The 25,517-nt window shown below is 73.7% G+C and carries 25 protein-coding genes; 16 read left to right on the top strand and 9 right to left on the bottom strand.

Annotation, left to right across the window (positions count from 1 at the left end):
• Nucleotides 1-40: 40 nt before the first annotated feature.
• Nucleotides 41-1,300, bottom strand: coding sequence for a multidrug effflux MFS transporter (locus FHU28_RS24365; RefSeq protein ID WP_184686751.1), 1,260 nt, complete (start codon nucleotides 1,298-1,300; stop codon nucleotides 41-43).
• Nucleotides 1,301-1,381: 81 nt separating this feature from the next.
• On the opposite strand from FHU28_RS24365, the gene FHU28_RS24360 reads away from it, so the two are divergent.
• Together FHU28_RS24360 and FHU28_RS24355 are read left to right on the top strand one after the other, a co-directional pair.
• Nucleotides 1,382-1,900 carry a MarR family winged helix-turn-helix transcriptional regulator gene (locus FHU28_RS24360; RefSeq protein ID WP_184686750.1) on the top strand — a complete coding sequence of 173 codons (519 nt, stop codon included), beginning with the start codon at nucleotides 1,382-1,384 and terminating at the stop codon, nucleotides 1,898-1,900.
• Nucleotides 1,901-1,910: 10 nt separating this feature from the next.
• Nucleotides 1,911-2,810 (top strand): aminoglycoside phosphotransferase family protein, encoded by a 900-nt coding sequence (locus tag FHU28_RS24355; protein WP_184689860.1) that lies wholly within the window; start codon nucleotides 1,911-1,913, stop codon nucleotides 2,808-2,810.
• Between the two features lie 13 nt (nucleotides 2,811-2,823).
• On the opposite strand, the gene FHU28_RS24350 is transcribed toward FHU28_RS24355, so the two are convergent.
• Both FHU28_RS24350 and FHU28_RS24345 read right to left on the bottom strand, forming a co-directional pair.
• On the bottom strand, nucleotides 2,824-3,651 hold the full coding sequence (locus FHU28_RS24350) for an MBL fold metallo-hydrolase (RefSeq protein WP_184686749.1): 828 nt from the start codon (nucleotides 3,649-3,651) through the stop codon (nucleotides 2,824-2,826).
• The gene (locus FHU28_RS24345) at nucleotides 3,648-4,052 is read right to left on the bottom strand and encodes a thioesterase family protein (protein WP_184686748.1); all 405 of its coding nucleotides are present in this window, start codon (nucleotides 4,050-4,052) and stop codon (nucleotides 3,648-3,650) included. The genes FHU28_RS24350 and FHU28_RS24345 overlap by 4 nt, the downstream gene beginning before the upstream one ends.
• A gap of 114 nt (nucleotides 4,053-4,166) precedes the next feature.
• Between FHU28_RS24345 and FHU28_RS24340 the strand changes: the two genes are divergently transcribed.
• A complete protein-coding gene (locus FHU28_RS24340) occupies nucleotides 4,167-5,249 on the top strand; it encodes a phosphatase PAP2 family protein (protein WP_184686747.1) in 1,083 nt (360 codons plus the stop codon).
• 89 nt (nucleotides 5,250-5,338) lie between these two features.
• On the opposite strand, the gene FHU28_RS24335 is transcribed toward FHU28_RS24340, so the two are convergent.
• The 3 genes from FHU28_RS24335 to FHU28_RS24325 all read right to left on the bottom strand — a co-directional run bounded on the left by FHU28_RS24335 (nucleotide 5,339) and on the right by FHU28_RS24325 (nucleotide 7,792).
• Complete coding sequence (locus FHU28_RS24335; protein ID WP_184686746.1) at nucleotides 5,339-6,679, bottom strand: PH domain-containing protein; 1,341 nt, start codon at nucleotides 6,677-6,679, stop codon at nucleotides 5,339-5,341.
• Between the two features lie 302 nt (nucleotides 6,680-6,981).
• Complete coding sequence (locus tag FHU28_RS24330; protein ID WP_184686745.1) at nucleotides 6,982-7,509, bottom strand: PH domain-containing protein; 528 nt, start codon at nucleotides 7,507-7,509, stop codon at nucleotides 6,982-6,984.
• Between the two features lie 52 nt (nucleotides 7,510-7,561).
• Nucleotides 7,562-7,792 (bottom strand): hypothetical protein, encoded by a 231-nt coding sequence (locus FHU28_RS24325; protein ID WP_184686744.1) that lies wholly within the window; start codon nucleotides 7,790-7,792, stop codon nucleotides 7,562-7,564.
• Between the two features lie 253 nt (nucleotides 7,793-8,045).
• Here FHU28_RS24325 and FHU28_RS24320 point away from each other — a divergent pair, with 253 nt between their 5' ends.
• The 7 genes from FHU28_RS24320 to FHU28_RS24290 all read left to right on the top strand — a co-directional run bounded on the left by FHU28_RS24320 (nucleotide 8,046) and on the right by FHU28_RS24290 (nucleotide 15,054).
• Complete coding sequence (locus tag FHU28_RS24320) at nucleotides 8,046-9,149, top strand: AAA family ATPase (RefSeq protein WP_184686743.1); 1,104 nt, start codon at nucleotides 8,046-8,048, stop codon at nucleotides 9,147-9,149.
• Nucleotides 9,128-10,081, top strand: a complete 954-nt coding sequence (locus FHU28_RS24315; RefSeq protein WP_184686742.1) for a DUF58 domain-containing protein — start codon at nucleotides 9,128-9,130, stop codon at nucleotides 10,079-10,081. The genes FHU28_RS24320 and FHU28_RS24315 overlap by 22 nt, the downstream gene beginning before the upstream one ends.
• Nucleotides 10,078-11,028, top strand: coding sequence for a VWA domain-containing protein (locus FHU28_RS24310; protein WP_184686741.1), 951 nt, complete (start codon nucleotides 10,078-10,080; stop codon nucleotides 11,026-11,028). The genes FHU28_RS24315 and FHU28_RS24310 overlap by 4 nt, the downstream gene beginning before the upstream one ends.
• A 550-nt stretch (nucleotides 11,029-11,578) precedes the next feature.
• Nucleotides 11,579-12,283: a beta-ketoacyl-ACP reductase gene (fabG, locus tag FHU28_RS24305; RefSeq protein ID WP_184686740.1), complete on the top strand. Its 705-nt coding sequence runs from the start codon at nucleotides 11,579-11,581 to the stop codon at nucleotides 12,281-12,283.
• Nucleotides 12,284-12,306: 23 nt separating this feature from the next.
• Nucleotides 12,307-13,074 carry an enoyl-ACP reductase FabI gene (gene fabI / locus FHU28_RS24300; protein ID WP_184686739.1) on the top strand — a complete coding sequence of 256 codons (768 nt, stop codon included), beginning with the start codon at nucleotides 12,307-12,309 and terminating at the stop codon, nucleotides 13,072-13,074.
• A gap of 135 nt (nucleotides 13,075-13,209) precedes the next feature.
• The gene (locus FHU28_RS24295) at nucleotides 13,210-14,241 is read left to right on the top strand and encodes a ferrochelatase (RefSeq protein ID WP_184686738.1); all 1,032 of its coding nucleotides are present in this window, start codon (nucleotides 13,210-13,212) and stop codon (nucleotides 14,239-14,241) included.
• A gap of 33 nt (nucleotides 14,242-14,274) precedes the next feature.
• A complete protein-coding gene (locus FHU28_RS24290; protein WP_184686737.1) occupies nucleotides 14,275-15,054 on the top strand; it encodes an HAD-IIA family hydrolase in 780 nt (259 codons plus the stop codon).
• Between the two features lie 9 nt (nucleotides 15,055-15,063).
• Here FHU28_RS24290 and FHU28_RS24285 read toward each other — a convergent pair whose 3' ends face one another.
• The gene (locus FHU28_RS24285) at nucleotides 15,064-15,858 is read right to left on the bottom strand and encodes a hypothetical protein (protein WP_184686736.1); all 795 of its coding nucleotides are present in this window, start codon (nucleotides 15,856-15,858) and stop codon (nucleotides 15,064-15,066) included.
• 161 nt (nucleotides 15,859-16,019) lie between these two features.
• Here FHU28_RS24285 and FHU28_RS24280 point away from each other — a divergent pair, with 161 nt between their 5' ends.
• Entirely contained in the window at nucleotides 16,020-16,832 is an 813-nt protein-coding gene (locus tag FHU28_RS24280; RefSeq protein WP_184686735.1) for a DUF3097 domain-containing protein, read from the top strand.
• 393 nt (nucleotides 16,833-17,225) lie between these two features.
• On the opposite strand, the gene FHU28_RS24275 is transcribed toward FHU28_RS24280, so the two are convergent.
• A complete protein-coding gene (locus tag FHU28_RS24275; RefSeq protein ID WP_184686734.1) occupies nucleotides 17,226-18,536 on the bottom strand; it encodes a serine hydrolase domain-containing protein in 1,311 nt (436 codons plus the stop codon).
• Nucleotides 18,537-18,634: 98 nt separating this feature from the next.
• Here FHU28_RS24275 and FHU28_RS24270 point away from each other — a divergent pair, with 98 nt between their 5' ends.
• The 4 genes from FHU28_RS24270 to FHU28_RS24255 all read left to right on the top strand — a co-directional run bounded on the left by FHU28_RS24270 (nucleotide 18,635) and on the right by FHU28_RS24255 (nucleotide 23,444).
• Entirely contained in the window at nucleotides 18,635-19,108 is a 474-nt protein-coding gene (locus tag FHU28_RS24270; RefSeq protein WP_184686733.1) for an NfeD family protein, read from the top strand.
• A gap of 5 nt (nucleotides 19,109-19,113) precedes the next feature.
• Nucleotides 19,114-20,220 (top strand): SPFH domain-containing protein, encoded by a 1,107-nt coding sequence (locus tag FHU28_RS24265; RefSeq protein ID WP_184686732.1) that lies wholly within the window; start codon nucleotides 19,114-19,116, stop codon nucleotides 20,218-20,220.
• A 128-nt stretch (nucleotides 20,221-20,348) separates the two neighbouring features.
• A complete protein-coding gene (locus FHU28_RS24260) occupies nucleotides 20,349-21,152 on the top strand; it encodes a hypothetical protein (RefSeq protein ID WP_184686731.1) in 804 nt (267 codons plus the stop codon).
• 90 nt (nucleotides 21,153-21,242) lie between these two features.
• The gene (locus tag FHU28_RS24255) at nucleotides 21,243-23,444 is read left to right on the top strand and encodes a transglycosylase domain-containing protein (RefSeq protein WP_221453281.1); all 2,202 of its coding nucleotides are present in this window, start codon (nucleotides 21,243-21,245) and stop codon (nucleotides 23,442-23,444) included.
• A gap of 14 nt (nucleotides 23,445-23,458) precedes the next feature.
• On the opposite strand, the gene FHU28_RS24250 is transcribed toward FHU28_RS24255, so the two are convergent.
• Nucleotides 23,459-24,085, bottom strand: a complete 627-nt coding sequence (locus tag FHU28_RS24250) for a nucleoside/nucleotide kinase family protein (protein ID WP_184686729.1) — start codon at nucleotides 24,083-24,085, stop codon at nucleotides 23,459-23,461.
• 334 nt (nucleotides 24,086-24,419) lie between these two features.
• On the opposite strand from FHU28_RS24250, the gene FHU28_RS24245 reads away from it, so the two are divergent.
• Nucleotides 24,420-25,517 (top strand): TOMM precursor leader peptide-binding protein, encoded by a 1,098-nt coding sequence (locus FHU28_RS24245; RefSeq protein WP_184686728.1) that lies wholly within the window; start codon nucleotides 24,420-24,422, stop codon nucleotides 25,515-25,517.

The raw sequence follows: 25,517 nt of genomic DNA, 5'->3' as shown, positions 1-25,517 counted from the left end.
GGCCCCTTCTTAACGCCTCCGGTGGAGAAAGGGCCCCTTCTTAACGCACCAGCCCGGCGCGCGTCGGGTGAGATCCGGAGCGCGTGCGGGTCATCGTCAGGACGGTGACCAGCGTGAGGACAGCGGCGCCGGCCAGGACCGTGGCCATCGGCAGCGCGCTGCCCTCGCCGCCGAGCCCGACCAGGGGCGCGGCCAGCGCGCCGACCACCGACTGGATGCCGCCCATCAGCGCGGCGGCGGTGCCGGCGTGGCGGGCGTGCGCGTCCAGCGCCAGCGCCGTGCTGTTCGGCGTCACCATGCCCAGCGCGCCGACGTACCCGAACAGCGCCACCGCGGTCAGCGCGAGGCCGGCGGTCAGCGCGCCGGTCAGCACGCCGGCCGCGGCGACCAGGCCGACCGCCAGCGCGGTGACCAGCAGCCGGCGTGGCGGGAACCGGTCGAGCAGCCGGGCGTTCAGCTGTCCGACGGCCACCAGGGCGAGCGCGTTGGCGCCGAAGATGACGCTGTACACCGTCGCGGAGACGCCGAAGACGTCCTGGAACACGAACGACGACCCCGAGATGTACGCGAACAGCCCGGCGAAGGCGAAGCCCTGGGTCAGCGCGTACCCGAGGTAGAGCCGGTCGGCGAGCAGCGACCGCATGGTCCGGGCGGTGGCTCCCAGCCCGCCGGTGCTGCGGCGCTCGGCCGGCAGCGTCTCCGGCAGGCGTAGCGCGACCGCGACGGCCAGCACCGCTCCGATGGCGGCCAGCACCAGGAAGACGGCCCGCCAGGAGCCGAACCGGAGCACCAGGCTGCCCACGCCCGGCGCCGCGATCGGCGCGACCCCGAAGACCAGGGTGAGCCGGGAGAAGTACTTCGCGGCGTCCCGGCCCGAGTAGAGGTCGCGGACCACGGCGCGGGCGACCACCACGCCCATGCCGCCGGCCAGGCCCTGGGCGAAGCGCACGGCGGCCAGCAGCGGGGCGTTCGGCGCCACCGCGCACGCCAGCGCCAGCGCGGTGTACGCGACCACGCCCACCAGCACCGGACGGCGGCGCCCCCAGCGGTCGCTGAGCGGCCCGGTGACGAGCTGGCCGAACGCCAGGCCGATCAGGCAGGTGGTCAGGGAGAGCTGGATGCCGGCCTGGTCGGCGCCGAGGTCGCGGGTCATGGCCGGGAACGCGGGCAGGTACATGTCCAGCGAGAGCGGGCCGATCGCGGTGAGCGTGCCGAGCAGCACCAGCAGGCTCGCGCCGCCGGTGGACGCGGTGGCGCCGGCGCCGGTCGGGCGTGCGGCGGGCGGCGCGGCTTGACTCACGAGCGGGTACCCCCTGATCCGATGTGCTCGGGTACCTTACCTCTGTAGTCAGAACTATTGCGATGTGAGGCGGGTGACTCCGTGGCGACGAACGAGCAGGTCGCGCGGTTCGGCGCGGTCCTCGGGGAGCTGCACCGGCTCGTGCGCCGCCGGTCCACGGCGCGCGCCGGGCGGGACCCGCTGCCCGAAGCTCAGGTGGAACTGCTCCTGCTCGTACGGGAGACGCCGGGCATCAGCGGCAAGGAGGTGGCCCAGCGCCTCGGTACGGCCCCCAACACGGTGAGCACGCTGGTCCGCGACCTCACCGACGCCGGGCTGCTGGCCCGCGACCGGGACCCCGCCGACCGCCGCGTGGTCCGGCTGCGCGTCACCGAGGCCGCCCACCGGCGGATGGCCGACCACCAACGGCACCGCACCGCGCTGCTCACCGAGGCGCTGGCCGACCTCGACCCGGCGGCGCGCGACGCGATCCTGGCCGCCGCCCCGCACCTCGACACGCTGCTCACCACGCTGCGGGGACACACCCGGCCGGAGCCCGCCGAGCGGGACCCGCGCGCGTCCGGAAACCCGGTGGCCGCCGTGCCGCCCGGAGCCGGATGATCGCCGGGTGATGCTGCACCAGGACGAGATACCGGTGGACGAGGGGATCGTCCGGGCACTGCTGACCGACCAGCGCCCCGAGTGGGCCGCGTTGCCGCTGGCCGCGGCCGGCGCCGGGACCGACAACACCATGTACCGGCTCGGCGACGACCTGCTCGTCCGGCTGCCCCGGACCGCGGACAAGGCCGGCGCGCTGCGCAAGGAACAACTGTGGCTGCCCCGGCTCGCGCCGCTGCTGCCGTACCCGGTTCCGGAACCGCTCCACGCCGGGACGCCGACCGCCGCCTTCCCGCTGCCGTGGTCGGTGCAGCGGTGGATCCACGGCGACGAGGTCGGACCCGGCACGGTCCGGGACTGGGCCGCCCTCGGCGCCGACCTGGCGGTGTTCGTGCGTCACCTGCACGCGGCCGACCTGCTCGGCGCGACCCGCGCGGACGCGCTGAGCGGATACCGCGGCGGCAGCCTGCACCCCTGTGACACCTGGATCAGCGCGGCGCTCGACGACTGCCGGCGCAGGATCGGCGACGAGACGGACGTCGACACCCTGCGACGGCTCTGGCAGGACGCCCTCACCCTGCCCGAACCCACTGGCCCGCACGTCTGGCTGCACACCGACCTCAAGCCCACGAACGTGCTGGCACGCGACGGCCGGCTGTGCGCGGTGATCGACTTCGGCGGGCTGACCGTCGGGTTCCCGGACGCGGAACACGCGCCGATCTGGGACCTGCCACCGCAGGCCCGGCACGCCTACCGGCAGACGCTCGACCTGGGCGACGTGACCTGGGCGCGCGCCCGCGCCTGGGCACTCGGGGTCGCGGCCAGCGGTGTCTCCTACTACTGGCACACCTTCCCGGCGTTCGTCGCCGAGTGCCGCAACCGTCTCCGCGAGATCCTCGCCGACGTCGGCTGAGACCGGCCGCCGGTCAGGCCGTGCCGTCCAGCTCCGCGTAGCCGCGCCGGGCCGCGATCAGGCCCGGCCGGGCGCCGAACGGCGACTCGGCCGCCACCCGCTCCGGCGGCGCGCTCCCGGTGTGCGCGGCGCGGATCAGCCACGCCTGCCGCGCGAGCTGCGCGTGCTGGTCCCGGACGAAGTCCGCGCCGACCGGCTCGCCGTGACCGGGCACGACCACCGTCGCGGGCGTCGTCAGCCGCAGCAGGTCGGCCACCGCGTCCGGCCACTGCAGGGGGTACGACTCCTCGAACGCCGGCGGCCCGCTCTGCTCCACCAGGTCGCCCGCGACCAGCACGTCCGCATCGGGCACGTGTACCACCAGATCGGCGTCGGTGTGCCCGTGCCCGGGATGGCGCAGCACCACCCGGCGGCCCCCGACGTCGAGCACGGTCTCCTCGACCACCTCGTGCGTCGGCGCCCGCAGCTCGGTACGCGCCAGCGCCTCGGCCAGCGCCGGCTGCTCGGCGCGCATCTCCTCGTACGCGGCGCGCCGCAGCGCGTCGGGCTGGTCCCGCAGCGCCGCCGCGGCCTGGGCGTGCGCGTAGATCGCGGTGTCCGGCCCGGCCAGCGTGGCGTTGCCGAAGCAGTGGTCGAAATGGTGGTGCGTGTTCACGATCGTCCACGGATGCGGGGTCACCGCCCGCGCCGCCGCCGCCAGCTCCCGGGCCTGCCCGGCGGTGGAGAGCGTGTCCACCAGCAGCGCCGCGCCGTCGCCGACCACGAGCACCACGTTCACCGCCAGCAGCGGCTCACGTCTGACGTGCACCCCGGGGGCGACCTCGGTGAAGCCGGCGGTCATGTCGGGCCGACGGCCCGCTCGACGAAGCGCTGCCGGTCGACCAGCGCCCGCTCGACCCGGCCCTGCGCCGCCACGGTCGGCCCGTCGGTGACTGTCACCTCGAAGACGAGCCGCTTCCCGTCGACCTTGACCAGCTCGGCGTGGGCGGCCACGGTACGCCCGACCGGGGTGGCCGCGCGGTGCTCCAGCTCGACCCGTACGCCGACGGTGGTGGACCCGGACGGCATCCGGGTCGCGGTGGCGGCCACCGTCGCCGCCTCGGCCAGCGCCAGCACGCGCGGGGTGCCGAGCACCGGCACGTCCCCGGAGCCCACCGCCTGAGCGGTGTCGGCGTCGGTCACGGTCAGCTCGACCCGGGCGGTCAGGCCCGGCGTGAAAGGCGACTCCGGCTGCTCCTGCATGCGGCCGAGCCTAGTGCAGCCGACCCGGGGCCGTCCGGCGTCCGAGCCTCCACGCCCGTGTCGTCCCCGCCCGCCCGCAGGACCGCCCGCCGCCCGCCGTTAACCTTGTCCGCGATGGCCGAGCAGACACAATCTCCGACCCCCGCCCCCGACGCGACCACCGAGTCGCCCGACGGCGGGCGCCGCCGTGTGATCGCGATGACCATCTGGGGCGTCGCGTTCGTCGCCGCCTGGCTCGCCATCGGCCTGCCCACCGATCCGGCGTACGCGTTCCTGTGGATCTGGGCCGGCACCGTCGCCTGGAACTCGGCCCGCCCGTGGCGCAGTCATCTGCGCTTCGCCCGGGACTGGATCCCGGTGGTGCTGCTGCTCGCCGCGTACAACCTGTCCCGGGGCTTCGCCGACAACGGCGCCACCCCGCACGCGATGGAGCTGATCGTCGCCGACCGGTTCCTCACCGGGTGGCTCACCGGCGGTGAGGTGCCGACGATCTGGCTCCAGGAGCGCCTGTACGACCCGGCCGAGGTGCGCTGGTGGGACGTGCTGGTGAGCTGGATCTACTTCTCGCACTTCGTGGCGACGTTCGCCGCCGCCGCGGTGCTGTGGATGCGCAACCGGCGGCGCTGGATGGCGTACATGTCCCGCTGGGGCTTCCTGTGCGCGGCCGGGCTGGTCACCTACTTCGCCTACCCGGCCGCGCCGCCGTGGTGGGCGGCGCAGAACGGCCTGCTCACCGAGGTCGCGCGGATCTCCACCCGGGGCTGGAAGGAGATCGGCATGCACGGCGCGGGCAACCTGCTCAACGCCGGGCAGATCGCCTCCAACCCGGTGGCCGCCATGCCGTCGCTGCACACCGCGTTCGCGCTGTTCGTGGTGCTGTTCTTCATGCGGTCGGTGCGCAAGCGCTGGTGGCCGCTGATGCTGGCGTATCCGCTGGCCATGACGTTCACGCTGATGTACAGCGGTGAGCACTACCTGATCGACGTGCTGGTCGGCTGGGCGTACGTGGGCCTGACGTTCCTGGTGGTCGGCCTGGCCGAGCGCTGGTGGGCGGCGCGGCAGGCCCGGCGGACCGGGGAGCCCGCCGTCGCGGCCGACGTGCCGCAGCCCGTCACCGGCGGCGCCACCGTGGCCGACCCCGACACCCCGGAGCGGGACGCCGACGACCGGGACGCGGTGCCGGCCGAACGACGCTAGCCAGCCCGCCGGCTGGGCCTCTTGCCGGTCGCGCGAGTCGCGACGCTCCCGGCCCAGCCGGTGCCCGGCGCGCCCGTTGAGCGGCCGGATCAGCGTCGGTGGTCGGCTCCGCGGGCGGCTCGCGACCGCTCGGTCAGCTCCGCGGCCAGCTCCCAGGCGTCGGCCACGTCCCGGTCGACGGCGGCCGCGCCGGCTCCACCGGCGGTGTCCGCGTGCACGGTGGCCAGCCGGAGCAGCCGCTGCGCCGGGCCCTGGGTTACGCGCACGCTCTGGATCCGGGCGTACGGCACAAGCGTCACCTGGCGCGTCACCAGCCCGGACCGGGCCACGAAGACCCGCTCGTCGAGGCCGGCGCCGACCACCTTGCGGCTCAGCGGGCGCAGCCAGCGGGCCCGGGACGGGGGCGGCGTGCCGGGCAGCGCGTCCAGGCGTACGCCGGGCAGCACCTCCGCCACGACCATCACGCCGGTGCCGGCGTCGCCGACCGGCAGCAGCCGGTCCGGGCGGTTACGGTCGTCCGGCTCACCGGCCGAGTAACCGGCCACCTCCAGCCGCAGCCGCAGCCAGCCCTTCATCCGCCAGAGCAGCGGCCAGGTCGCCCGCACGGTCTGCACCCGGTGCAGCGGCACGGTCTGCACCCGCGTCTCCAGCAGCCCGTTGTGCACGCGCAGCGTGCCGTCTTCCCGGTCAAGCCGGAAACTCCAGTCGTCGAGCACCCGGCGGATCGGTTGCAGCACCACGCCGGCCATCGCGGTGAGCGTGCTCGCCACCGCGACGAACGACCACGAGCCCTCGGAGAGGAACTGGGCGCCCACGAACACCACGCCGACCGGCAGCAGGAACGCCTGCGGCGTGAGCAGTTGGCTGACCAGCAGGTCCTGGTTGCGTACGACGTGCAGCCGGCGTCCGGCCGGCGCTGGCTCGGCCGGGACACCGGCAGCGGCCGGCGTGCCGGGCTCGGCCACGGCGGGTGCCGGGCCCCGGCCGGCGACCGCGAGCAGCCGCTGCCGCAGCGCGGTGGCCTCGGCCACGCTGAGGTAGGCCAGCGGCGCCTCGGTCTTGCCTCCGCCGACCACCTCGAGGCGCAGCTCGGCCAGGCCGGTGAGCTGGGCCAGCAGCGGCCGCACCACCTCCACCGCCTGCAACCGTTCCAGCGGGATGGCGCGCGTGCGCCGCCACAGCAGGCCCTCGTACACGCGCAGCTCACGGCCCACCAGGTGGTAACCGGTGTTCCACCAGCTCACCACGGACAGCACGGTGGCCCCGAGCACGAAGACCGTGACCAGCAGGGCGAACCAGCCGAACCCGACGCGCGACAGCGTCGACCAGGAGAGACCGGCGATCACGACGACGAGTGACTTCGCGCCGTGCAGCGCGGGGCTCAGCGGGTGCAGCCGCTGCCGCGGTTCCTCGCCGTCCGCCGAGGGCACGGCCGCCGGACCCCAGGGTCCCGGGTACGGCGGAGCGGGCGCGGGCCACGGCCCGGGCGTGGCGTCGGGACCGGCTTGCGGCCACTGGCCGGGCGCCGCCTCCGAGCCGGCCGGCGGCCCGTAGGCAGTCGGCGGCCCGTACCCCGTCGGTGGGCCGTAGCCCGTCGGCGGCCCGTACCCGGTCGGTGGGCCGTACCCGGTCGGTGGGCCGTAGCCCGTCGGCGGACCTGCCGGCGGTGGGCCGGTCGCCGGTTCGGGCCGGTCGTCGTGGGGCCGCGGCGCGCCGGAGTCGTTCGGCTCGCTCACAGGCCCTCCGCCCGGTCCTCGCCCAGCGCGGTGAGCCGGTCGCGCAGCCGGGACGCCTCGGCCGGACGCAGCCCCGGCACGCGGGCGTCGCTGGCGGCGGCCGCCGTGTGCAACTGCACGGTGGCGAGGTCGAAGGCACGCTCCAGCGGACCGGCGCTCACGTCGACGAACTGCATCCGGGAGTACGGCACGATGGAGAGCCGCCGTACCAGCAGGCCGTGCCGCACCAGCAGGTCGTCGTCGCGCTCGGCGTACCCCCAGGCGCGGACCGCGCGCACGATGGTGATCGCCCGCCAGACGCCGATCAGCAGGGCCACGCCGACGGCGGCGCCGAGCAGCCAGTGCCCGGACAGCGCCCAGGCCACGCCGAGCACCACGAGCGCCACCGCCAGCCCGATGCCGAGCCGGATCAGCTCCACCCAGATCAGGTCGCGGGAGATCGGCTGCCAGTTGACCGTGTCCGGCCAGGGCTCCAGCGCGCTGCGCGAGGCGGACGGGGACCCGGTGTGGCCGTCATCGCTCACCGGGAGGACCAGCCGTGTTCGACGGCGGTACGGACTCGGTTCGTCTGCTCGCTCACGCCCCGAGCGTAGGCGATCCCGGCAGCGGGACCACCTCGCGGAGGAAGCCGCGTGCGTCGAGGAACTCGCCGAGGGTGCTCCGGTGCGCCGCGCAGGCGAGCCAGGTCTTGCGCCGGTCGGGCGCGTGCAGGCGGGGATTGTGCCAGCGGAGCTGAAACTCGGCGGGCGCGCGACAGCCCCGCGCCGAGCAGATCAGCGCGTCGTCCGGGGCGTCGGGAGTCGTCACCGGGGCGAGTCTAGGCGTCGCACGCCGGGAGTTTAGCGCCGGGCGGCCACGGGGGGAGCCGCCCGGCGACGGGGTGAATCGTACACACGGCGGACCCCTTGTTGTCCACCCGTGTTCAGCGTTTTCCGTGCGGCGGTACGGCGTGGCCGGACGGCGCGGCGAAAATCGTGCCTCTCCCACCCTCGGCTCTCAGCGAGGCATGACAGTCTTGATACGCACCACGCCGCGACGACGACCCTGCTGTGGAGGACCGGTGGCCCAGCCGACCACACCCGACGTGCCGAACCCGACCGAGGCGCCGCCGGACGGCCCGCCCTCGGCGGCCACCACCCCGGCCCAGGACGCCACGCTGTTGGAGCGGGCGCTGTTCGAGATCAAGCGGGTGATCGTCGGCCAGGACCGGATGGTCGAGCGGATGTTCGTCGCGCTGCTGGCCCGGGGTCACTGCCTGCTGGAGGGCGTACCCGGGGTGGCCAAGACGCTCGCCGTGGAGACCCTGGCCCGGGTCGTCGGCGGGTCGTTCGCCCGGGTCCAGTTCACCCCGGACCTGGTGCCCGCCGACATCATGGGCACCCGGATCTACCGGCAGTCCAGCGAGAAGTTCGACGTCGAGCTGGGCCCGGTCTTCGTCAACTTCCTGCTCGCCGACGAGATCAACCGCGCGCCGGCGAAGGTGCAGTCGGCGCTGCTGGAGGTGATGAGCGAGCGGCAGGTCTCCATCGGTGGCGAGAGTCACCGGGTGCCGGACCCGTTCCTGGTGATGGCCACCCAGAACCCGATCGAGCAGGAGGGCGTCTATCCGCTGCCGGAGGCGCAGCGGGACCGCTTCCTCATGAAGATCGTCGTGGGCTACCCGACCGACGCCGAGGAACGCGAGATCGTCTACCGGATGGGCGTCGCCCCGCCGGAGCCGGTCCGGGTGTTCGACACTCCCGAGCTGATCGCGCTGCAGCACAAGGCCGACCAGGTCTTCGTGCACAACGCGCTCGTCGACTACGCGGTCCGGCTGGTGCTCGCCACCCGGACGCCCGCCGAGCACGGCATGCCCGACGTCGCCCAGCTCATCCAGTACGGCGCCAGCCCGCGCGCCTCGCTCGGCCTGGTCCGGGCCACCCGCGCGCTGGCGCTGCTGCGCGGACGCGACTACGCGCTGCCGCAGGACGTGCAGGACATCGCGCCGGACATCCTGCGGCACCGGCTGGTGCTCAGCTACGACGCGCTCGCCGACGACGTACCGGCCGACCACATCGTGCACCGGGTGATGTCGACCATCCCGCTGCCCGCCGTCGCGCCCCGCCAGCAGGCCACACCGCCACCGGCCGTGCCGCACAACGGATGGCCCGGGCAGCGGCCGTGACCCCGCCCACCCGGCTCGCCACCGGCGACCGCTCCGGGGCCGTGCTGGCCCGTCTCCAGCTCATGGTCACCCGCAAGCTGGACGGGCTGCTCCAGGGCGACTACGCCGGGCTGCTGCCCGGACCGGGCAGCGAGGCGGGGGAGTCCCGGGAGTACCGCCCCGGCGACGACGTGCGCCGGATGGACTGGCCGGTCACGGCCCGCACCACGATGCCGCACGTGCGGCGTACGGTGGCCGACCGCGAGCTGGAGACCTGGCTGGCGGTCGACATGTCGGCCAGCCTGGACTTCGGCACCGGGCGGTGGCTCAAGCGGGACGTGGCGATCGCCGCCGTCGCCGCGCTGGCCCACCTCACCGTGCGGGGCGGCAACCGGATCGGCGCTGTCGTCGGCACCGGCGGGGCCGGCGGGCCGGGGACGCTGCTGCGGCTGCCCGCCCGCTCCGGCCGCAAGGAGGCCCAGGGACTGCTGCGGGCGGTGGCCGGCGCCGAGATCCGGCCGGGTCGCAGCGACCTCGGCGCGCTCGTCGACATGCTCAACCGGCCGCCCCGGCGGCGTGGCGTGGCGGTGGTCATCTCCGACTTCCTCGCGCCGCCGCCGCAGTGGGGCCGGCCGCTGCGTAAGCTGCGGGTCCGCCACGACGTGCTGGCCGTGGAGGTGGTCGACCCGCGGGAGTTGGAACTGCCCGACGTGGGGGTGCTGCCGGTGGTCGACCCGGAGACCGGCGAGCTGCACGAGGTGCAGACCGCCGACCCGGGCCTGCGCCGGCGGTACGCCGAGGCGGCGGCCGCCCAGCGCGGGGCGATCGCCGCCGAGCTGCGCGCCGCGGGCGCGGCCCACCTGCGCCTGCGTACCGACCGAGACTGGCTGCTGGACATGGTGCGTTTCGTCGCCGCGCAGCGGCACGCCCGCACCAGAGGGACGACTCGATGATCCGTTTTCTGCAACCGTGGTGGCTGCTGGCCGTGCTGCCGGTGCTCGCCCTCGCTGCCGCGTACGTCTGGCGGCAGCTGCACCGCCGGCAGTACGCGCTGCGGTTCACAAACGTCGACCTGCTGCGTACCGTCGCGCCCAAGGGACTGGGCTGGCGGCGGCACGTGGCGGCCACCGCGTTCCTGCTCTGCCTGCTGGTGCTGGCGACCGGGCTGGCCCGCCCGGCGATCGACACCCGCGAGCCACTGGAGCGGGCCACCGTCATGCTCGCCATCGACGTGTCGCTGTCGATGCAGGCCGACGACGTGTCGCCGAACCGCCTGGAGGCGGCGCAGGAGGCGGCCAAGCAGTTCGTCGGCGAGCTGCCGGAGAGCTACAACCTGGGGCTCGTCTCGTTCGCGAAGTCGGCGAACGTGCTCGTGCCGCCGACCAAGGACCGGGCGGCGGTGAGCACCGCCATCGACGGGCTGGTGCTGGCCGAGGCGACCGCCACCGGCGAGGCGGTCTTCACCTGCCTGGAGGCGATCCGGTCGGTGCCGGCCGACGGCGCGGCGGGCATCCCGCCGGCCCGCATCGTGCTGCTGTCCGACGGCTACCGGACCTCCGGCCGGTCGGTGGAGGAGGCCGCCGCGGCGGCGCAGGCGGCGAACGTGCCGGTGTCCACCATCGCGTTCGGCACCGACTCGGGGCAGGTCGACATCGGCGGGCAGCTCCAGCGGGTGCCGGTGGACCGCACCGCGCTGTCCCAGCTCGCGGAGACCACCCAGGGCTTCTTCTACGAGGCCGCGTCGGCCAGCGAGCTGAAGCAGGTCTACCAGGACATGGGCAGCTCGATCGGCTACCGGACGGAGCCGCGCGAGATCACCCAGTGGTACGCGGGAATCGCCCTGCTGCTGGCGCTGTGCGCGGGCGGGCTGAGTCTGCTCTGGACGTCCCGGCTGGTCTGAGCCGGGCCCGGCCGGCGGTGGTCAGTGACCGGCGCCGGCCAGCACGAACAGGACGGCCACCCAGACGGCGGCGAGGGTGAAACCCAGGGGGGCGACGTAACGGCTCATGGGTGTGCTCCGTGGCGACAGTCGGCCCGGCGAGGGGCCGTGGGGGTCGGGGCGTACGCGCACGAAGTCGTGACCGGGTGCTCCGCCGCGCGGCAGGGCCACCCCCGGCGTGGGCGCCGGAGAGCGGATGCGGTGCGAAGGCGGGAAGCGGGTCAGCCGCGTCGACCGAGCCGTGGCTCAGCGGGGCTGACGGTGGGCCCGGCCACGACTGGGAGGATCGCTATCTCGCACAGCGATCACCTCCAGCGGTCGGTGGGGCCCGGGAATGCGGGCGCAGACCGGCCCGCAGACCCGGTGATCGTACACCGGGGTGTGCGGGTGTCGCGCGTGGCCGCCGACCCCGGCTGGAGCGGCCCTGTGACCTGCTCGGGTTAGCGCTTACCTACCGGTAACCCCTAGGCTCCGACCGGACCGAGAGATCACTGGAGCAAAAGGGGGATCCGTGGCCCGTACGGTGCTGGTGACCGGCGGCAACCGGGGGATCGGCCTGGCCATCGCGCAGGCCTTCGTCAAGCAGGGCGACCGGGTGGCCGTCACGTACCGGAGCGGCGAGCCCCCGGAGGGCCTGTTCGGGGTGCGGTGCGACGTGACCGACGCCGAGTCGGTCGACGCCGCGTTCACCGCGATCGAGGCCGAGCTGGGCCCGGTGGAGGTGCTCGTCGCCAACGCCGGCATCACCGACGACACGCTGCTCATGCGGATGTCCGAGGAGCAGTTCACCCGCGTGCTCGACACCAACCTGAGCGGCTCGTTCCGGGTCGCCAAGCGGGCCTCGACGAAGATGCTCCGGGCCCGGTGGGGCCGGATGATCTTCATCTCCTCGGTGGTCGGCCTCTTCGGCGGCGCGGGCCAGGTCAACTACGCGGCCAGCAAGGCCGGCCTGATCGGCGTGGCCCGCTCGATCACCCGCGAGCTGGGCAGCCGCAACGTCACCGCGAACGTGGTGGCGCCGGGCTTCATCGACACCGACATGACCGCCGGGCTGCCCGAGGAACGCAAGGCGGAGCTGCGCAAGGCGATCCCGGTCGGCCGGATGGCCACCCCGGACGAGGTCGCGGGCGTCGTCACCTGGCTCGCCTCGGACGCGGCCGCCTACGTCACCGGCGCTGTCATCCCGGTCGACGGCGGCCTGGGCATGGGTCACTGAGCAGAGCACGGAGGAGACACGCAATGTCCGGACTTCTCGCCGGTAAGCGGCTGCTGGTCACCGGCGTCATCACCGACGCCTCGATCGCCTTCTCGGTGGCGAAACTCGCCCAGGAGAATGGCGCACAGGTCGTGCTCACCGGCTACGGCCGGCTCTCCCTGGTGGAGCGGATCGCCAAGCGGCTGCCCGAACCGGCGCCGGTGATCGAGCTGGACGTCGCCAACGAGGAGCACCTGGCCGGGCTGGCCGACAAGGTACGCGAGCACGTCGACGGCCTCGACGGGGTGGTGCACTCGATCGGGTTCGCCCCGCAGAGCTGCCTCGGCGGCGGCTTCCTCGACGCCCCGTGGGCGGACGTGGCCACCGCGCTCCAGGTCTCCACCTACTCGTACAAGTCCCTGGCCATGGCCGCGCTGCCGCTGATGTCCTCCGGCGGCGCCGTGGTGGGCCTCACCTTCGACGCCACCAAGGCCTGGCCGGTCTACGACTGGATGGGCGTGGCCAAGGCCGGGCTGGAGTCCGCCTCCCGCTACCTGGCGCTGCACCTGGGCAAGCAGGGCATCCGCAGCAACCTGGTCGCCGCCGGCCCGCTGCGCACCATCGCCGCCAAGTCCATCCCCGGCTTCGACCAGTTCGAGGACGCCTGGACCGAGCGGGCCCCGCTGGGCTGGAGCCTCACCGACCAGGAGCCGGCCGCCCGGGCCTGCCTGGCGCTGCTGTCGGACTGGTTCCCGGCCACCACCGGCGAGATCGTCCACGTCGACGGCGGCTACCACGCCATCGGCGCCTGAGCTGTAAGGAAGGGCCCCTTCTTAACGCCTCGTGCATAGGAAGGGGCCCTTCTTAACACCCCATGCCCAGGTGGTCACCGCGTCGACCAGGGGGCGTCGCCACGCCGTCACGGCGGGCGAGGAACAATGGTCCTCATGGCGTACGACGCGTTGGTGCTGGTCTCCTTCGGCGGCCCGGAGCGGCCCGAGGACGTTCTCCCGTTCCTGCAGAACGTGACCCGGGGGCGGGGGGTGCCGCCGGAGCGGCTGGCCGAGGTCGCCGAGCACTACCTGCACTTCGGCGGGGTGTCGCCGATCAACCAGCAGTGCCGCGACCTGCTCGCGGCGATCCGCGAGGACTTCGCCGCCAACGGCGTCGACCTGCCTGTCTACTGGGGCAACCGCAACTGGGACCCGATGCTCGCCGACACTGTGGCGCGGATGCGCGACGACGGGATCACCCGGGCGCTGGCGTTCGTCACCAGCGCGTACGGCGGCTACTCCTCCTGCCGGCAGTACCAGGAGGACATCGCCTCGGCCCGCGCCGCGGTCGGCCCGGACGCCCCGCTGATCGAGAAGCTGCGCCAGTTCTGGGACCACCCCGGCTTCATCGAGCCGCACGCCGACGCGGTCCGCGCCGCGCTCGCCCAGCTCGACCCCGCGAAGCGGGACAGCACCCGGCTGGTCTTCACCGCGCACTCGGTCCCGATGTCGGCGGCGGCCTCCGCCGGCCCGCACGGCGGCCGGTACACCGCCCAGCTGGAGGAGGTCGCCCGGCTGGTGCACGCCGCGGCCGCGCCGGGCCTGGCGTACGACCTGGTCTGGCAGAGCCGGTCCGGCCCGCCGCAGGTGCCGTGGCTGGAGCCGGACGTCAACGACCACCTGGCCACCCTGCCCGAGCAGGGCGTGACGAGCGTGGTGGTCAGCCCGATCGGCTTCGTCTCCGACCACCTGGAGGTGGTGTGGGACCTGGACACCGAGGCGCTGGAGACGGCCAAGCAGCTCGGCCTGGACTTCGTGCGGGCCGGCACGCCGGGCGTCGACCCGCGGTTCGTGTCGATGGTCCGCGAGCTGGTGCTGGAGCGCACCGCCCCGGACGGCGAGCGGCTGCGCCGCCGTCTCGGCGAGCTGCCCGCCTGGGACACCTGCCCGGCGTTGTGCTGCGTACCCCCGGCCCGCCGGCCCTGAGCCCGACCCGACGACACCCCTGGGGACGACACGATGCTTGACCGCAAGCCGGTGCAGAGCTGGCTCACCGACATGGACGGCGTGCTGGTGCACGAGGGGCAGCCGGTGCCGGGCGCACCGGAGTTCGTCAAGAAGCTGCGCACCTCCGGCAAGCCGTTCCTGGTGCTGACCAACAACTCCATCTACACCCCGCGTGACCTGCGGGCCCGGCTCGGCCGGATGGGGCTGGACGTGCCGGAGGAGGCGATCTGGTCCTCGGCGCTGGCCACCGCCCAGTTCCTGGCCGACCAACGGCCGGGCGGAACCGCGTACGTCATCGGTGAGGCCGGGCTGACCACGGCGCTGCACGCGGTGGGGTACGTGCTCAGCGACTTCGCCCCGGACTACGTGGTGCTGGGGGAGACGCGCACCTACAGCTTCGAGGCGATAACCAAGGCGATCCGGCTGATCAACGACGGCGCCCGGTTCATCTGCACCAACCCGGACGCCACCGGCCCGTCGATGGAGGGCGCGTTGCCGGCGGCCGGCTCGGTGGCCGCGATGATCTCCAAGGCGACAGGTGTCGACCCGTACTTCGTCGGCAAGCCCAACCCGATGATGATGCGCTCGGCGCTGAACACCATCGACGCGCACTCCGAGTCGACCGCGATGATCGGCGACCGGATGGACACCGACATCCTGTGCGGGCTGGAGGCCGGCCTGGAGACGATCCTGGTGCTCACCGGCATCAGCAGCCGGGCCGAGGCCGAGCGGTACCCGTACCGTCCGTCGCGGATCGTCGACTCTGTGGCCGACCTGATCGACGAGATCTGAACCGGGCTTCTACAGCCGCAGCGGCGCGTTGCAGGCGGCCACCAGGGCCTGCCGGCAGGCGGTGGTGAGCGGCCGCAGCGCCGCGTCCCGTTGCTGCGCCTCGTAGGTGTTCACCGCGCTGCCCGGTGCGCTCTCCCCGGCCAGGGCGAGCACCCGGTCCAGGACCGCGGCGCGGGCGAACAGCCGGCGGGCCCGCGGGTCGAAGCCCGGCGGCAGGTCGGTGGCGCCGTCCGGGCGGCGCAGCGCGGCGAGCGCGCCGGCCAGCTCGGGCCGCCACTGTGCGACGTCCAGCCGGGTCAGCGTGGCGGTCGTCTCGGCGAGCACAGCGGAGAGTTCCGCCTCGGCCTCCGCCGCGCCGGGCGTGGACAGGGACGCCTTCGGCGCGTCCGCCGGCAGCGGGTGGACCCGCCAGAGCACTGTCTCCCAGGTCATCCCCGAGCCGGAGGTGTGCGTGCGGACCTCCGGCACCAGCCCCATCCCGCTGGCCACCACCGCCTCGCCGGCCACCAGCGCCGCCCCGGCGAACGCGCCCGGGCCGGGCAGGCCGCGCGGGTCGCCGGGCGCGGGCAGCACCAGGCGGATGTCGTCCGGGGAGTGCTTGGCCAGGCTGGGCAGCGCCTCCCGCAGGGACACGTCGGTCCAGGTGCCGGGTGCGTCGGCGACCAGGTGCTCCTCGTCGCCGGCGACCGCGTCGGCCACCTCGTCGAACGGCACGAGGCCGGCTCGCCAGGCACGCACCCAGGCGACGAACCGGCTCGACCGGCGCGGAGCCAGTGTGGCCGCGCCCGCTGCGGGGGAGGACATGCCGAAAGGGTACGTGCTCCGCGCCGCTGCTGTCTCGGCTGCCGCTCCGGTGGCGCGACCTGCCCCCAACTAACCCCTTCGCACCGTTTCGTGCCGACGGATGACGGCCCGGTCGGCGCGTCGGCGAGCGACACGCCGAGGTCGTGGTTAGCGTCTCGGGCATGGCGGGGCGATACGACGGCGACGTGCTGGCCGGCGACTGGCGGCGACGGAAGGTGACCCCCGAGGTCGACGCCGAGCCCGACCTGGTGGTCGAGGACGCCGACTCCGGGTTCTGCGGCGCGGTGGTCGGCTTCGACGCCGGCGCGGTGGTGCTGGAGGACCGGCACGGGCGGCGGCGCAACTTCCCGCTGCTGCCCGCCGCGTTCCTGCTCGACGGCCGGCCGGTCACGCTACGGCGGCCGGCCCGTGCCCCGGTGCCCGCCGCGCGCCGCCGTACCGCGTCCGGGTCGATCGCTGTGGACGGCGTACGGGCGCAGGTCGCCAAGGCCAGCCGGATCTGGGTCGAGGGCGTGCACGACGCCGCGCTGGTCGAGCGGATCTGGGGCGACGACCTGCGCATCGAGGGCGTGGTGGTGGAGCCGCTGGACGGCATCGACGCGCTCGCCGACGAGGTACGCGCGTTCGCGCCCGGCCCCGGCCGCCGCCTCGGGGTGCTCGTCGACCACCTGGTGCCCGGCTCGAAGGAGAGCCGGATCGTGGGCCGGGTCACCTCGCCGCACGTGCTGGTCACCGGCCACCCCTACGTCGACGTGTGGCAGGCGGTACGCCCGGCGGCGCTGGGCATCGCGGCGTGGCCTGTGGTGCCGCCGGGGCAGCCCTGGAAGGAGGGCGTCTGCGCGGCGCTCGGGGTGGCCGAGCCGGCCGACATGTGGCGGCGCATCCTGTCCCGTGTGGACAGTTTCGCGGACGTGGAGACGCCGCTGATCAACGCCATGGAGCGGTTGATCGACTTCGTCACCGAGCCTCGTTAGTGGTTGGGCCTCTGTAGTGGTTGCGGTTGGGGGCCGGGGGCGACCGTGACCGGCTCCGGGCGGTCAGGCTTGATCCCTGCGCCGGTCACGGTCGCCCCCGGCCCCGCCGTGCGCCAGCTCCGCCCGCCCCCGGATCCCCCGTCCCCGCCCGGGCTTCCTTCCGGGTCCCGTCCCTCGCGCCTCCCGCCAGGGTGATCAAGGAGTTTGTGGGTGTATTGGAGATCAACAGCGACGCAAACTCCTTGATCACGGGGGTGAGCGGTGCGGGTGTGCGCCGATCATGGAGTTGTGGTCCCCGCGGATCGGGCATAGCGGGGCGAAATGAGGGCCACAAGTGCAAGATCGGCGGGGCGAGGGCGGGGTGAGGGCGAAGGGCGAGGGCGAGGGCGGGGGTCAGGGGATTTCGTCGGGGGTTCGGGTCAGGACGAAGGTGGCTATGTCCAGGGCTACCGGGGTGCCGGAACCGTCGCGGATCACGGTGAGGATCTCGCCGTCCTGGGAGCCGGAGCGGCCCCGCCACCGGTCCGGGCCCTCGGGGGTGAAGCGCAGCTGCGGCCTGCCCACCTGGCCGCCGACCAGCTCACCGGCGGCGTCGACGCGGAACTCGTACTCGCCGCCCATCCACCACCAGCGGCCGGTCAGCGCGGCCACGTCGGCGGCGGGCGGGTCGGCCGGACGCCAGGGGGCGGGCGCGGCCGGTTCGGCGTCCAGCACCAGCGTGAGCGCCTCCCGGCCGAGCGCGCCGATGTGGTGGCCGCGCAGGCCGTACGAGTTGGCGAAGTTCACCACGGCGGTGCGGGTGGGCCGGTGGACGGCCAGGCCGGCGACGTGCCCGGGCATCGAGCCGCCGTGCCCCACGTACACCCGGTCGCCGACCCGGTAGAGCTCGATGCCGAGTCCGTGGCCGCCGCTCCACGAGTCCAGGTCGTTGATGACGATGGGGGCGCACATCTCGGCGAGCGTGGCGGGGGAGAGCAGCGCCGGGTCCGGGTCGGCCAGGAACGACGCCCAGCGGCCCAGGTCCTCGACCGTCGACCAGAGCTGCCCGGCCGGCGCCATCGCCCCGCTGTCGGTGAGCGGCTCCTCCCGCAGCGTCTCGTGCCAGGGGTGTACGACGTAGCCGAGGGCGTACGGCTCGGTGGGGTGGTACGTGGTGCGGCGCATGCCCAGCGGCGCCAGCAGCCGTTCGATCAGCAGCTCCACCCAGGGCGTGCCGGTGATCCGTTCCAGCACGCCGCCGAGCAGCCCGTACGCGAGGTTCGAGTAGTGGTAGACGAAGTGCGGCGGGTGGGCGATCTTGTCCGGCGTCAGCCCGGCGAGCAGCGTCGGCAGGTCCGTGCCCCCGGTCCGCTCCCACCACTGGCCGTCCGGCTCGCGTTGCAGGCCGCTGACGTGGCCGAGGAGCTGGCGCACGGTCACCGAGTCGACCGGGGTGCCGGGGAGGTGCGCGTCCAGCGGATCGTCCAACGCCAGCCGGCCGGCGTCGCGCTGCTGCATCACCAGCACCGCGGTCATGGTCTTGGTGATCGAGCCGATCCGGTACTGGAGGTCGCCGTCGGGGCGGGGCGTCTCACCGGCGACGGCCAGGTGCGCCAGGTGGCCGTCGCGGACCACGCCGAGAGCGAGCGACGGGCCCCGCCCCTCGGCCTGGGCCCGGGCGACCAGCAGGTCCACCTGACGCGCGGTTTCGGGCAGCAGGGCCATGTCGTCCTCCTCGTCGGCGGGCGGCGCGGTACGCCGAGCCGAGCCTAGCGATCATGACAGTTCGATGACACGTGCGTTGACGTGTCAGGATTGTTCTCGTGGACGCCGTGTTCTGGATCGTTCTAGGTGTGGTATTGGCGGTCGCCGAGATCTTCACGACGACGCTCTTCCTGATCATGTTCGGGGTCGGAGCGTTCGCCGCTGCCGGCGCCGCGGCGCTCGGTGCGCCGGTGGCGCTGCAGGCGGTGATCTTCGCCGTGGTGTCGGCGTTGTCGGTGGCGGTGGTCCGTCCGGTGGTCCGGCGGCACGCGCGGCCGGCGATCGAGACCGGGGAGCAGCCGTTCGGGGTCGAGGCGCTCGAAGGGGCCACCGCTGTGGTCCTGGAGCCGGTCGACTCCGAGCGCGGCATGATCAAGATTGATGGTGAGCTGTGGACGGCCCGCTCGTACGACGCGACGCGCGCGTACGCCGAGGGTGAGCGGGTGCAGGTAATCAAGGTCCGGGGCGCTACCGCCCTGGTGTGGCAGGACGACATTTCTCCCCCGGGCGAGCTGCCCGAAGCGAAAAGGTGAACGGTATGGAGTTTCTGGCGATCCTGATGATCGCGGTGGCGTTGATCGGTGTGGTGACGCTGTTCAAGGCGGTGCGGATCGTGCCGCAGCAGCGGCAGGACGTGGTGGAGCGGCTCGGTAAGTACAAGCGCACGCTCAACCCCGGCCTGAACCTGCTGGTGCCGTTCGTGGACGCGGTGCGCACCAAGGTCGACATGCGCGAGCAGGTGGTCAGCTTCCCGCCCCAGCCGGTGATCACCTCCGACAACCTGGTCGTCTCGATCGACACGGTGCTCTACTTCAAGGTGGTCGACTCGGTTCGCGCCACCTACGAGATCTCCAACTTCCTCCAGGCGATCGAGCAGCTCACTGTCACCACGCTGCGTAACGTGATCGGCTCGCTGGACCTGGAGCGCGCGCTGACCAGCCGCGAGGAGATCAACCGGCACCTGTCCGGCGTGCTGGACGAGACCACCGGCCGCTGGGGCATCAAGGTGACCCGGGTCGAGATCAAGGCGATCGAGCCGCCGCCGAGCATCCGCGACTCCATGGAGAAGCAGATGCGCGCCGAGCGGGACCGCCGCGCCGCGATCCTCAACGCCGAGGGGCACAAGCAGTCGCAGATCCTCACCGCCGAGGGTGAGAAGCAGGCCGCGGTGCTGCGCGCCGACGGTGACCGGCAGGCCCGGATCCTCCAGGCGGAGGGCCAGGCGAAGGCGATCCGTACCGTCTTCGACGCGATCCACACCGCCAACCCGAGCCAGAAGGTGCTGGCCTACCAGTACCTCCAGGCGCTGCCGCAGATCGCCAACGGCACGGCCAACAAGGTCTGGATCGTCCCGACCGAGCTGACCAGGGCCCTGGAGGGCATGGGCGGCGCGCTGGGCGGGCTGGCCAACATGGTCGGCGACCAGCCGTCGCCGGAGGCTGCCAAGAGCGCCAGCGAGGTCGAGCGGGAGGCCGCCGAGGCCGCCCATGCCGCGGCCATCGCGGCCCAGGAGATCCACGACGAGGTACGCGTGGCGGAGGCGCAGGCCACCGGCGGCAACACCCCGCAGGGCCTGCCCGCGCCGGAGCCGGTGTCACCGGCCAGCCTGGTGAACGACCCGGCGGACCAGCGCGAGCGGGGCTGACCGGCAAATCCGAGAATCCCTCATACGGCGCTCCGGCGGCTGCCACCATCGGTTTCAGGACGGGTGGTGAGCAGGGCCGGAGCGCCGTTGCGTGTCCCGGGCCGCCCGCGGCGCGAACGAGGTGAGGCATGAAGGACCCGGAGAATCGGCTGTTCTCCCGTACCCCGGTCCCCGGCGCGCACGACCCCGCCGGGCCGATCGGCTCCCGGCGTACCGGAGGGGGTTTCGGGGTCCTGCCGTTCGTCTCCGAGCCCGGCCGCGGGGCGCCGGCCACCGACGCGACCTGGGCCTGGTCGGTCCGCCGGTTCGCCCGCGCGGCGGTCTGGCTGCTGCCGGCGTACGCGGTGCTCTACGGCCTGGTGGCGATGGCCAGCGACGGCGGGGTGGGCAACGACCCGTACCCGGCCGACGGCCGGCCGCTCTACCTGGTCGGCTGGGTCGCCTCGGTGTGGCTCGGGCTGCTCGCCCTGCTCGCGCTCACCGGCCTGCTCGCCGCCACCCGCTGCCGCCGGGTCGCGCTGGCCGGGCTGCTGTGCAGCATCGGCGGGATGGTGCTGATGCTCCCGTTCGCCGGGCTGGCCGAGCAGACGCCGGTGTTCGGCGTGACCGCGCGGGGCATCGTGCTGTTCGGCGCCACCCTCTACAGCGTGGGCTGGTTCCTGACCGGCTGGTCGGTCGCCCGGTCCGGGATGTTCTCCTACGGCGACGGGACCATGCTGATGATCGCCGCCCCGCTGCTCGGCCTCGGTGGCGCGCTGATCGGCTCGCTCCAGACGTTCGGCGCGATCTTCGTGCTGGTCGCCGGCATCGGCATCGGCTACCGCAGCGGCCGCCTGCTGCCCGAGACCATCGCCCGGGACGCCGCAGCGGCCAGCGTCGCCGCCGCACCGGTGCCGCCCGCGTCACCGAAGGGCCCACTCGGGGCGGGCTGACCGGTTCGGAGCTGGGCGGTCGCCGTGAAGTAACTGACAGTTGCCTGGCGAGGTGGCCGGTAGGCGGCATTCGTGGCAATCCTTGCGTCCATGCCGTCTCCCAGGTCGCCGCTGTCGCGGCTGTTCACCGTGCTGCTGGCCGGCCTGCTCGCCGGGCTCGTCCTCGCGGTCGCCGCGCTTCCCAGCGGCCTGCTCGGCGGGTTCGCGGCCCGGGCGGCGCTCGGCGCGTACGCGGACCTGCCCGACGCGCTGCGCACGCCGGCGCAGCCGCAGCGCTCCTACCTCTACGCCAACGACGGCACCACGCTGATCACCACGTTCTACGACGTGAACCGCACCGACGTGCCGCTGGCCGAGATCGCCCCGGTGATGCGGCAGGCCATCATCGCGGCCGAGGACCGGCGGTTCTACTCGCACGGCGGCGCGGACCTGCGCGGCATCGCCCGCGCGCTGGTGGCGAACGTCGCCGGCGGCGGCACCGAGCAGGGCGGCTCCACGCTGACCATGCAGTACGTCCGCAACGTGCTCAAGACCGACCCGAACCGCACCGCGGAGCAGCGGCAGGCCGCCACCGAGCAGACCGTCGGGCGCAAGCTCCAGGAGATCCGGTACGCGAACGCGCTGGAGCAGTCGCTGTCCAAGGACGAGATCCTCAACCGCTACCTGAACATCGCGTACTTCGGCTCCGGCGCGTACGGCGTCGCCGCCGCGAGCCAGCGCTACTTCGGCAAGGCCCCGGCCGACCTGACGCTGGGCGAGGCGGCGCTGCTGGCCGGCCTGGTCCAGTCGCCGGAGGCGTACAGCCCGATCGACGGCGACCTCGACCAGGCGCTGGTCCGCCGGGCGTACGTGCTGGACGCGATGGCCGAGACCGGCGCGATCACCGCCCAGCAGGCCGCGGCGGCGAAGGCGCAGGCGCCCACCCTGCGCCCGACCGCCCAGCCCAACGGCTGCACAGCCACCGCCCAGGGCCACGACGACTGGGGCTTCTTCTGCGACTACCTGCGCCGCTGGTGGCTCACCCAGCCGGCCTTCGGCAGCACCCCCGAGGAGCGCGAGCAGGCGCTGCGCCGGGGCGGCTACCGGGTCGTCACCACGCTCGACCCGGCGATCCAGGAGACCGCGCAGGAGCAGGCCACCAAGGTCTACGGGTACGGCAACAAGCGCGCGCTGCCGATCGCGGCGGTCGAGCCCGGCACCGGCCGGGTGCTCGCCATGGCGGTGAACCGGCACTACAGCCTCGACGACAACCCCGCCGGGCAGGCCAACTACCCGAACACGGTCAACCCGCTGATCTCCGGCGGCGCCAGCGTCGACGGCTACCAGGCCGGCTCGACGTTCAAGATGTTCACCATGCTGGCCGCGCTGGAGGCCGGCAAGCCGCTGGCCACCGGCTTCGAAGCGCCGAGCCGCCTGCCCACCCGGTACGCCTCGGACGACGAGGGCAACTGCGACGGCACCTGGTGCCCGGCGAACGCCAACCCGCAGTGGATGGACGGCTACCGGATGATGTGGGACGGCTTCGGCCGCTCCGTCAACACGTACTTCGTCTGGCTCGCCGAGCAGGTCGGCGAGGACAAGGTGGTGGAGATGGCGCAGCGCCTCGGCATCACCTTCCGGGCCGGCTCCGACGCCGCGTTCGCCCGCGACCACGCCGCCGACTGGGGCGCGTTCACGCTGGGCGTGGCCGCCACCACCCCGCTCGACCTGGCGAACGCGTACGCGACGGTGGCCGCCGAGGGCACGTACTGCGCGCCGCTGCCGGTGGTCTCGGTGACCACGCCCGACGGCGGGACCGTCGACGTGGGGCAGCCGGAGTGCAAGCGGGTCCTCGAACCGGACGTGGCCCGGGCCGCCACCGACGCGGCCCGCTGCCCGGTCGGCCAGCAGTCCGCGTTCGGACAGTGCAACGGCGGCACCGCCACCGCCGTCGACCGGATCGTCGGTCGCCCGGTCGCCGGCAAGACCGGCAGCTCGGAGCGGAACGCCACGGAGACGTTCGTCGGGTTCACCCCGCAGGTCGCCGTGGCCGGGATCGCGGCCAACCCGGACGACGTCACCGACCTGGTCGGCTCCGCCGTGCAGGCGAAGGTGATCGACGCGGTCGCGCGGACCATCAGGACGGCGGTCGCCGGCGAGCCGGTGCGAGACTTCACCGCCCCCAGCCGGAAGCTCGTCGGCGACCCGCAGCGTCCGCAGCCGCCCCGGCGGACCGAGCCGGAGCGTCGCGAGCAGCGCGAGGACCGCGAGCTGCCCTCCGACGTGCTCCGCTGGCTGCGCGAGCGCGGGTAAGGAAGGGCCCCTTCTTAACGCCTCCGGTAGAGAAAGGGCCCCTTCTTAACACCGCGCCAGGCGGCCGCGTCCAGGGCGGTGGCCACCTCGTCCCGCGTGGCGTCACCGTCGAGCACCACGAACGAGCCGAACTCCGGCAACGCCCGGTACGCGGCGTCCAGCGCGCACAGGTGCGCCAGTTCCTCGGTGTCGATGCCGCGCGCGGTCACCCGCCGCTTGGCCACGTCGGGGGAGGTGGCCAGGAAGCACACCACCGCCGGGCGCGGGAAGACCGCGTACGCGGCGCGCACCACCCGTCGTCCCCGATCGCCCCGGGCCGCCATGATCACGTCCTGGCACCAGGTCCACCGGTCCAGCACCGCCACCCGGCCGGTCAGACGGGCCACCGCCACGGTCCGGGCCATCGCCGCCGCGCGCACCGTCGCCTCCAGCACCGGATAGACGGTACGGCCGAACAGCGCCACCCCGTCCGCCCGGCCGAGCGCCCGGGCCAGCCGGTTCCACAGTGGCCGTCCACCGGCGTTCTCGAAGTAACGCGCCCGGACACCCCGCCGGCGCAGCCGCTCGGCCAGCGCCTTCGCCTGGGTGGTCTTGCCGGAGCCGTCGACGCCGATCAACGCGATCATCACAGGTCGGGCCACGCACCCGGATGCTAGCGGCGCCCGCCAACCGCCGTTGATGATCGACTTGTGATCGACCGGTGACGCTTGGCGACAGGCTTGGGCTCGCCTTCCGCGGTACCGCGGAAGGCGTACCCGAATCGAGGAGGCGTCCATGGAGAAGGCCACGATCGAGCAGGTCGGCAAGAAGAAGCTCTCGCTGAAGGTCCGCAAGCTGGAGCGGCTGGAGACCACCGTCATCCGCGAGAGCAACGGCGCCTGATCCGCGTCGGCACCCCGGTCGCCGCCACGTACCGGCGGCGACCGGGGTGCCGCTTTCCCGCCTTCCGCCGAGCATTGTGAGGTTGCGGTACCCATGCTCAAGCCGCGCATCAAGAGCGTCCACGAGCCCTACACCCTGCCGGGAAACCGGCTGATCATCGGTCTGATGCAGTACGGCGTCGCGTCGGAGATCCAGGACGACGAGGACGGCACGATCGCCCGCATCCTGACGTTGCTCGACGGCACCCGGTACGTGTGGGAGGTCTGCGCGGACCTCGCCGAGACGCACCCGGGCATCGACGAGGACAGCGTCCGCGAGGTGGTGGACCAGCTCATCGCGCAGGGCTTCGTCGAGGACGCGGCGGCCCCGCTGCCCGACGGGTTCACAGTGGAGGCCGCGCAGCGCTACGACCGGGCCCGGCACTTCTACGCCTGGATCGACACCCAGCCGCGCCGTTCGCCCTTCGAGGTGCAGGCGCGCATCGGGCGGGCCCGGGTTTCCGTACTCGGTCTGGGCGGCACCGGTACGGCGGTCGCGGCCGGACTCGTCGCCAGCGGCGTCGGCGGCCTGCACTGCGCCGACTTCGACGTGATCGACCAGCCGAACCTGACCCGCCAGCTGCTCTACACCGAGAGCGACCTCGGCCAGCCGAAGGTGAAGGTCGCCGTGGACCGGCTGCGGGCGATGAACTCGCACGTCGAGGTCACCGGGGAGGAGTGTCGTGTCCGCTCCGCCGACGACCTGGTGCCGCTGATGAACGGGCGGGACGCCTTCGTCCTCTGCGCGGACCGGCCCGTCGACCAGATCCAGGACTGGACGAACGAGGCGGCCCTGCGTACCGGCACTCCGTGGTTCATGGCGCTCTACACCGGGCCGATGACAGTGGTCGGCTCGTTCCTTCCGGGCCGTACCGGGTGCTACACGTGCCTGCGGCGGCGGCCGGACAAGCACGAGATCCAGACCGACGGCACGCCGCTGCGCGGAGGGGAACGACCGAACGCGGTGATCGCCGCCACCGCGAACGTGACCGGCCATCTCTGCGCGCTGGAGGTGCTCTACCACCTCGGCGGGCTGCCCCAGCAGGTCGCCGGGCGAGTCTTCCACCAGAACGCCGCGCGCTGGGACCACCACTACTTCATCGACGTGCCGCGAGACCCGGACTGCCCCTCGTGCGGTCCGCGCGGCGCCTGA

The organism is Micromonospora echinospora (assembly GCF_014203425.1).
Classification (GTDB): domain Bacteria; phylum Actinomycetota; class Actinomycetes; order Mycobacteriales; family Micromonosporaceae; genus Micromonospora; species Micromonospora echinospora_A.
The sequence above is the reverse complement of the archived record's forward strand: the minus strand, read 5'-3'. Positions and strand labels throughout refer to the sequence as shown.